Origin of the sequence: Pedobacter sp. UBA5917, from assembly GCF_002432345.1 — a bacterium.
Classification (GTDB): Bacteria; Bacteroidota; Bacteroidia; order Sphingobacteriales; family Sphingobacteriaceae; genus Pedobacter.
Genome location: NZ_DJDT01000015.1, coordinates 1 through 7,747 on the forward strand (window position 1 = coordinate 1; position 7,747 = coordinate 7,747).

A 7,747-nucleotide genomic window follows, 5' to 3' on the forward strand; every position below is an offset into this window, starting at 1 on the left:
TCATTGCGAGAAGGCTTTTTCAGCCGACGAAGCAATCCTAATACAGATGCTAATAGCGATCGTTGTAAGATTGCTTCGTCGTTCCTCCTCGCAATGACGACTTTATTATCTATCCCTCTTCAGTATATTTTTTAAAGTTATCCAGAATGGCCTGCCATCCACCGCGTTGCATTTCGATCGGGTTGGTCGATTCAGGATCGAAAGTTTCAATCACCCTGGTCTGCTCGCTCAACGCTTCAAAAATGATACTTACCTTTCTGTCATCTTCCAAAGTATATTCGATTTTATTGTTGGCATCAACGGTGGTATAGGTTCCGCCGAAATCGAAACTCATGCTGCCATCTTTTGCAGCCATGGTGCTTTTAAATTTACCGCCAACTTTTAAATCGTTTTCTGAATATGGCGTGTGCCAATCTGGAGAGGCAAAACTCCATTTAGTAATGTGATCGGGATTGTTCCAAAATTCCCAAACTTTTTCTACAGGTGCATTTACTGTTGTTTCGATGGTAATTGGTGCTGTGTTTTCCATTTTCTTTTGGTTTAAATTTGTATGGTAAAGTTATGGCAACTTTTACAGCCATGGAAGAGTAAATGCGACAAAATAGGGGGTTAAATACCCCTGGTTTTTACAATCGGAACAATAAGAGTTAAGGTAAATCGGTATAAATGAAGGTTATCGTATCTTTAGAAACCAATCCGCTCATATTACCACCAGTGTACACTACTTTATAACTCGATCCTTTTTTCAGGTCGTAGGCTTTAAGCAGATCGGCGTTTGCCACCAAGCTATCACCTGCGTTTACTTTCGAATAACTGGTTGCCGGTGGCGGCATTACCCTTTTGGCCATTGCACCTTTGTATTGTGCTTCTTCGCCTTTTTCGTTGGTGATGCTTAAATAACTGCTCATTAAAGGTTCGAAAGGGGTGTGCCAGATACAGAAACTTTTGGTTGAATCGGTATTGTTATACACCACAAATCTCAATAATAAAGGATCTCCTGGCGCAACATTACCATTTACTTTTATTTTGGCCTCAAGCGAATCGGTTTTAGCCGTAGAAGTAGCTTCGGCTGAGCTTTCGCTTTTTGCGGTATTCCTGGTGGCTTCGCTACAGGCAGAAAACAATACTAAAAGGGCAGGGATAATTAATCTGATGTTTTTCATGAGAAGTTTTTTTGTTTATTAAGCAAATGAGGATTGATATTGTTTTAAACTAAAACGATTAAGTAATCTGAAAATGAAAATGTTGGGGCAGATTACAAATCTGAACATGGATATGTTAATTATAGTTGGCGATGAAATCGCTATGCTCATAAATCCGCGTTACAAACGCGGACTATATTAGATTACAAATCCAGACCAACAGTTAATTTGCGTTTACCAGAAAATAGGCAATCCGGCAGGCGTAACCAGTAGATTTTAAATTGTGCTGCTCGCTTACACGTACACTCAATTTGTGTTCGCCACCACCTAATCCATCGCCCAATAATAAATACCATGGCAAATGCAAACTCGCACTCCAGGGTGTGTAAAGGGTAATCGTTTTTTCTTCACCATCATCGATACGGTAATGTAGTGCGCCAGCATCTGGACCAGATAAAACAGCAATACCTACTGCATTGCCTTTAAAAATTAAATCGAAGGTGCTGTTCCTGGTGCTGCTCTCCAATACTGAGATATTTACAAAACCTGGTCTTGCTTCTAAACCATCAGTTGGTTTCCAGTTTTTGTTAATGCTAAAGGTATTTAAGTTTTCGGCAGCATTAATGCTTACATACTGACCTTTGGTATATGCAAATTTATCAATGATTTTAGGCAGGCTGGCATTTGCTTTCTTATCGGTGTTTTTCTGATTCTCCTCTAAGTAGGTTTTGATTGTATTAAAATAAATCTGCTGTCCGAAGGGTGCCGGATGAAGGTCCTTAAAATCTGTTGCCCAGGTAAATTCCTTATTTGCAATGCGTTTATCAACCTCTAAAGCCAAATTTATAAAAGGTAAATGGTAATATTCGGCCAAATCGCTGTGTACTTTTACTTCGGTTGGGATTTTACCATTATCAAAATCGTTGTTTTTATCCTCTTCGGCAAAAGCCATCAACACAATATTGGTTTTTGGATTTTTTGAAAGCGTATGCCTGATGATGCCTTCTAATGCGCGGCGCTGTGTTTGTTCTGCTGTTTTGTTTACATGGTCGTTAACGGCCGATTCTATAAACAGGAGATCTATTTTTCCGCTATCGAGCACATCGCGCTGCAGCCTGAAAGCATGTGGCAAACTCCCTAATGATGGAATGCCAGCATTGATAAATTTAAACTGGTTCTGTGGATAGGTTTTGGTTAAATAGTTGCAAACCAAGCCGCGCCAACCTTCCATATTGGTAATGGAGCCACCTAAAAAAGCAATGGTTACCGGTTCTTTTTTGTCAATTTTTTCGGCGAAATTACTGCTGTAGCCATTAAAAGTGATAAATGAAGAAGATTGAAGTTTGTTTTGCGCAAAACTTTTAGAAATTAAGGCCGTTGCCAGTAGCGTGAGGCAAAGAAAAGAGGTTAGTTTCATGGTTGTTCGTGTAGCCAAATGTAATAAAATTAAGTTGACATAATTTTCCAAAATTACCGTCTTTTCGGAAAACAATTTATTGCATAAAATTCACCTCAAGCCGTCATTTCGACCGAAGTGGAGAAATCTGCTACGAACAACTTAACTTGATATAGATCTCTCCCTGCCCGTAGCAGGCGGGCACTCCGCGATGCTGCGGTCGAGATGACGAGTTTTTTATTTGAGTGTCACCCTGAGCGAAGTTAGAAGGGAAATTTATAAACTGCGACATAATTAGAAGAGCAATTTACTGCTACTATTGGGGCTTCTTCCCGCTTTCCGTTTTACTTCGTGTTCACTCCAATCGGGTCTAGGTGGCCCGGCCTGTATGAAGATGACCGGCTGGGCGCTTATAAATGATGCTGATCTTTTTGAACGCTTAGAACTTTGTGCAGCAGCCTTTGTTAAATAAACCCGGTAGGAGCGTGCATCCCGATTTTTCATCGGGATAAAGCGGATGACGGGGTTACCGTTTCCGAAGAATTACAGAACCATCATTTTCAAAAACAGAATATAACCTCTTTTAAGTAGTTAGTTTTTTCTTTCTCCTAAACCTTTTTACCTGCCCCATGTGCTCCGTAGGAATGCTATCGCCCAATAGTTTTCCCCATGGTTTTAATCCGTCAATCCGATCGAAGATTATCTTCAGCACAGCAATAAAAGGAATGGATAGGAACATGCCGGGTATGCCCCAAAGTGCGGCACCCATTAATACGATTACGATAGAGATTAAGGCATTGATCTGCACTTTGCTCGATACAATACGCGGTACCAGGATATTATTGTCGATAAACTGGATTAAAGCATAAGCGGCAATAATTAATAACTGCGTAGTGAAACCATCCTTGGTTAATGTTGCCATTAAAACAGGCAATGCAATGGCGATAATACCACCTATATAAGGCAGGAGATTTAAAATGGCACCGATAACGCCAATCAGAATGGCATTTGGTACACCCAGTATCAATAAAGCTGCAGAGTTCATCACCGCAACAATAGAAGTTTCGATCAATAAACCAACAATATAACTTTGGATAGCTGCTTTGGTTTCGCCCAAAATTTCGGCTACCTTTTGTTTGTTCTCTTCCGAAAAAACCTCGTAAATAAAGTTAAGGATGAGTGTTTTATACAGTAATATTAAAAAAGTATAAACCGGAATCAGAAAAATAACACTTAAAACACCCATCAGGCCGTTAATGGTTTGGCCAATTAACGCTTTACTGCCATTTGCGGCATCGTTAACCATCTGCATCTGTTTTTGGGTAGAAATGCCAAAACTTGTTTGCAGCCAGTTTTTTATTTCTTCGAGCAGCTGCGATAATTTATGTTTAATGCTATCCAGGTCATCAAAAAAGTGGGCCACCTGGGAGGATAGGAAGTAAAGTACGCCGATTACAACAATTAAACCGATCAGCATAGCAAGGATAATGCTTAATATCCTTGGCATTTTTCTTTCGAAACGGTTGGTAAGGGGATTTAGGAGGATGGCAATTAAGGCCGCAAAGGCCAGAGGGACCAAAATATCTCTCAGTACGCTCATCATAAAAACCGTAATTACCAATCCCAGGAGGATTACAGGAGCTTTGATGTAAAAAGGGTAAGTTTTATTCATATTCTGTAGGTTCATCCGTTCAACAACCATCATGTAACAAAATTGTTTTAAAGTTTAAATATTCTTTTGAAGGTGCCTATGGTATCTTTTTTATTTCAATTGGATGAATTGGCAAAGGATATGGAGTTATTTTATAAATTTAGCATCGTATTGCTTAATCACATTAAAAATTACAAATGAGAAACCGCTTTTTAATTACCATCTGTTTGTTTTTATTTGCCAAAATGGCCAGTGCTGCCGAAGTTGATACGGTTTTGACCTACAGCAAATCGATGAAGAAAAATATTAAGGCTGTGGTAATTAAACCTGATAGTTACAAAACAGGTAAATCTTTTCCGGTAGTTTACCTGCTTCATGGTGCAGGTGGCAATTTTGGGGAGTGGGTAAAAAATGTACCCGGTATTAAAAATCTGGCCGATCAGTACCAGTTTATTATTGTGTGCCCTGATGGAAATGTTACGAGCTGGTATTTCGATAGTCCGGTTGACCCCGAATGGAAATACGAAACCTATGTTGCCAAAGAATTGGTAGGTTATATTGATGAGCATTATAAAACCATTGCCGAGAAAAAGGGAAGGGCAATAACGGGTTTAAGCATGGGCGGCCATGGAGCACTTTATCTCGCCATTAAACATCAGGATGTATTTGGTGCAGCGGGCAGCATGAGTGGCGGTGTGGATATTAAACCTTTCCCCAACGGCTGGAACATACCAAAAAGATTAGGGGCAGAAGACGAATTTCCGGAACGTTGGAAACAGCATAGCGTAATCGATCTGATTTACCTGATCAAACCTAAATCACTGGATATTATTATTGATTGCGGTGTAGATGATTTTTTCTATAAAGCCAATGTACGCCTGCACGATGAACTGATATACAATAACATTCCGCACGATTTTATTACAAGGCCGGGTGCACACAATTGGGAATATTGGGCAAACGCAATAAAATTTCAGGGCGTATTTATGAATAATTTCTTTAATCAGAAACCTTAAGCTGCAAGCTGGGCACCAACTTTATCAATCAGGTTGTTAATGTCGAAAGGTTTGGCGATAAAATCATTCGGGTGACAAACGCGTTCGCTCATGTCGCCCAAGCCATGACTTGCCGATATCATAATTACCGGGATATGGTTTGTCGATTTGTTCTTTTTGAGCAGGTTGCAGAGGTCGCGGCCATCCAAAACGCCCAGCATCACATCCAGTAAAATTAAATCGGGCTGAAAATCTGTAATGCGCTGGTTCAATTTTGTGGCGTCCCATAAACCGTTTACTTCATAACCCTCTGTTCCCAAAATCAGCTCTATTACTTCTAATATTTCTTTGTTATCATCAACCACCAATATCTTTTTCATTTCCTTATCTTATAATTGCAGACTAACCTATTGTAAATAAGTGTGTTCTGTATGGTTAACAAAGACTTTAGTTAAAAGGTTTCGATTTTTTTATAATCCTTTACAACCGTTTGGTTTGAGGGGCCAGTTAACGGTTCTTTATCATGTATCCGGAATAATACGTGCTGAGTTTGAATTAATACAGCATTTCAGTTAAAAAATTAACTTTTAGATTACATGAAAAATAAAGACTTACCATATTTTTGGCCGTTCTCGAAATGTTATTCATAAAGCAGGAAACGAAGATTTAAAACCAAAATGAAATACTTAGTCAAAGAAATCAGTGAGGGGAATTGCGATATCACGTTATTACCGGAAAATCTGAACGACAGAAATCTTTTAGCCGAAACTACCAAAAGCCTTCAGCACGATTATCAAGAAACTATCCAGGCGCATTACGAACATGCTTTAAAAAACCAGGTTCACGGAAATGCCGCATTTGTATCCTTAAATAATGAGGAAAGCAATTATCCGAAAAGAGTAAATGTAAATTATCAGATTATCCTGAGCTAATCAGGTATGGTACTGATAAAAAGGCTTTCATTATGGTAATGGAAGCCTTTTTTTTTTCCCCCGCACCGTCATTTCGAGCGTAGCATAGCGAAGTCGAGAAATCTATCTCGAGTTAGATCTCTCCACTCCACTGCGTTTCGGTCGAGATGACGACACTTTTAATTTGAGTTTGCTGGCCAAGATGACAGCTTTTTCTACTTTCCAAAACCATCAGGTTCAAAATCGAGTGATATGGAATTCATGCAGTAACGTTTGTGCGTAGGCGCGGGTCCGTCGTCGAAAATATGGCCCAGGTGCGAATTGCAGCGACCGCATAATACCTCGATGCGCTCCATTCCCAAACTGTTATCTGTTTTGTAAATGGTGCTTCCCTTGCGGATGGTTTCAAAAAAACTCGGCCAACCACATTCGCTCGCAAATTTGGCGTCCGATTTAAACAGTGCATTGCCGCAAACGGCACAGTAATAAGTGCCTTTTTGGGTTGCATTCCATAATTTACCGGTAAAAGCCCTTTCTGTATTGGCTTCGCGTGCAACTGCATATAAGGCTGGTGATAAAATCTTTTTCCATTCCGAATTCTTAACATTCAGTTTTTTGATATCGGTACGCGAATAATATGGGTTTTTTATCAGTGTTTTGGTCTCCTGACTATTGGCATAAAAGCCAAAGCTAAGCAGGAATGATAGTGCAATTAGTATTTTCATTTTGTGTTTTTTTAATATGTAAATAAACGAATAATTAGACTAAATGGATTTAGTTTGAAGGGTTAAAATTTTATATGTAAAATATTAAATATCAAGCGCTGTGATTCGGCCTTAATTTATATTTTTGGCCGCGCTCCGTACCTAAACTAACCAATAATTAAGCCCAAATAATGAAGAAAATCTGCCTTTTGATCCTGATTTCTGTTTTCTCCCTATCTGTTTATGCGCAAAAGAAAACCAATGTAATTTTTATCCTTGCCGACGATATGGGTTATGGAGATTTGGGCAGTTACGGACAAACAAAAATCGAAACGCCCAATATCGATAAATTGGCAGCTGGTGGTATCCGTTTTACGCAGTTTTATGCCGGCACCAGTGTTTGTGCACCTTCGAGGGCTTCGTTAATGACGGGCTTGCACACCGGTCATACCCCGGTAAGGGGAAATTATGAAATTAAACCCGAAGGACAGTTTCCGCTTCCGGATTCTGCTTTTATCATGCCCGAAATGTTTAAGGCTGCAGGTTATAAAACGGGTGTATTTGGTAAATGGGGTATGGGTTACCCGGGTTCTGAGGGCGATCCGGTTAAACAGGGGGTAGACCAGTTTTATGGTTATAATTGCCAGCGCGAATCGCACGATTTCTTTCCTGATCATTTGTGGAGCAATACCCTAAAGGTTGAACTGAAAAATACACATAGCAACCAGATCCAATATGCGCCTGAACTGATCCAGGAACAGGCTATCCGATTTATGGATGCGAATAAATCGAAGTCGTTTTTTATGTATTTAGCTTATACTTTGCCACATGCTGCATTGCAGTTACCCGCAGGTGATAAAACCTTCGAATATTATAAAAAGAAATTTAACGAACAGCCGAAGGAGGTAAAAACTACCTGGGCCGGCGGTGGCTATCAGCCGCAGGCTT

At 39.8% G+C, this 7,747-nt stretch carries 9 protein-coding genes; 3 read left to right on the plus strand and 6 right to left on the minus strand.

The features are described from left to right. Positions 1-109 precede the first annotated feature (109 nt). From B2V92_RS01045 to B2V92_RS01060, 4 genes are all read right to left on the minus strand, one after another. Complete coding sequence (locus tag B2V92_RS01045; protein ID WP_293304033.1) at positions 110-529, minus strand: SRPBCC family protein; 420 nt, start codon at positions 527-529, stop codon at positions 110-112. Positions 530-647: 118 nt separating this feature from the next. After that, positions 648-1,163 carry a protease gene (locus B2V92_RS01050; protein WP_293304035.1) on the minus strand — a complete coding sequence of 172 codons (516 nt, stop codon included), beginning with the start codon at positions 1,161-1,163 and terminating at the stop codon, positions 648-650. A 202-nt stretch (positions 1,164-1,365) separates the two neighbouring features. After that, positions 1,366-2,559: an SGNH/GDSL hydrolase family protein gene (locus B2V92_RS01055; protein ID WP_293304037.1), complete on the minus strand. Its 1,194-nt coding sequence runs from the start codon at positions 2,557-2,559 to the stop codon at positions 1,366-1,368. Positions 2,560-3,121: 562 nt separating this feature from the next. Further along, positions 3,122-4,243, minus strand: a complete 1,122-nt coding sequence (locus tag B2V92_RS01060) for an AI-2E family transporter (protein WP_293304039.1) — start codon at positions 4,241-4,243, stop codon at positions 3,122-3,124. Between the two features lie 143 nt (positions 4,244-4,386). Here B2V92_RS01060 and B2V92_RS01065 point away from each other — a divergent pair, with 143 nt between their 5' ends. After that, on the plus strand, positions 4,387-5,205 hold the full coding sequence (locus tag B2V92_RS01065; protein ID WP_293304041.1) for an alpha/beta hydrolase: 819 nt from the start codon (positions 4,387-4,389) through the stop codon (positions 5,203-5,205). Here the strand turns inward: B2V92_RS01065 and B2V92_RS01070 are convergent. Continuing rightward, positions 5,202-5,564: a response regulator gene (locus B2V92_RS01070; protein WP_293304042.1), complete on the minus strand. Its 363-nt coding sequence runs from the start codon at positions 5,562-5,564 to the stop codon at positions 5,202-5,204. The genes B2V92_RS01065 and B2V92_RS01070 overlap by 4 nt on opposite strands. A gap of 297 nt (positions 5,565-5,861) precedes the next feature. On the opposite strand from B2V92_RS01070, the gene B2V92_RS01075 reads away from it, so the two are divergent. Next, positions 5,862-6,116, plus strand: coding sequence for a hypothetical protein (locus tag B2V92_RS01075; RefSeq protein ID WP_293304044.1), 255 nt, complete (start codon positions 5,862-5,864; stop codon positions 6,114-6,116). Positions 6,117-6,310: 194 nt separating this feature from the next. On the opposite strand, the gene msrB is transcribed toward B2V92_RS01075, so the two are convergent. Further along, positions 6,311-6,820, minus strand: coding sequence for a peptide-methionine (R)-S-oxide reductase MsrB (msrB, locus tag B2V92_RS01080; protein WP_293304046.1), 510 nt, complete (start codon positions 6,818-6,820; stop codon positions 6,311-6,313). A 170-nt stretch (positions 6,821-6,990) separates the two neighbouring features. Between msrB and B2V92_RS01085 the strand changes: the two genes are divergently transcribed. Next, positions 6,991-7,747, plus strand: a 757-nt coding sequence (locus tag B2V92_RS01085; protein WP_293304048.1) for a sulfatase-like hydrolase/transferase, incomplete at its 3' end; no start/stop codon positions are given.

Excerpts from the sequence above, each read along its gene's own strand:
- B2V92_RS01070 (WP_293304042.1), bottom strand. The coding sequence starts at position 5,564 with ATGAAAAAGATATTGGTGGTTGATGATAACAAAGAAATATTAGAAGTA.
- B2V92_RS01065 (WP_293304041.1), top strand. The coding sequence starts at position 4,387 with ATGAGAAACCGCTTTTTAATTACCATCTGTTTGTTTTTATTTGCCAAA.
- B2V92_RS01045 (WP_293304033.1), bottom strand. The coding sequence starts at position 529 with ATGGAAAACACAGCACCAATTACCATCGAAACAACAGTAAATGCACCT.
- B2V92_RS01050 (WP_293304035.1), bottom strand. The coding sequence starts at position 1,163 with ATGAAAAACATCAGATTAATTATCCCTGCCCTTTTAGTATTGTTTTCT.
- B2V92_RS01075 (WP_293304044.1), top strand. The coding sequence starts at position 5,862 with ATGAAATACTTAGTCAAAGAAATCAGTGAGGGGAATTGCGATATCACG.
- B2V92_RS01060 (WP_293304039.1), bottom strand. The coding sequence starts at position 4,243 with ATGATGGTTGTTGAACGGATGAACCTACAGAATATGAATAAAACTTAC.
- B2V92_RS01055 (WP_293304037.1), bottom strand. The coding sequence starts at position 2,559 with ATGAAACTAACCTCTTTTCTTTGCCTCACGCTACTGGCAACGGCCTTA.
- msrB (WP_293304046.1), bottom strand. The coding sequence starts at position 6,820 with ATGAAAATACTAATTGCACTATCATTCCTGCTTAGCTTTGGCTTTTAT.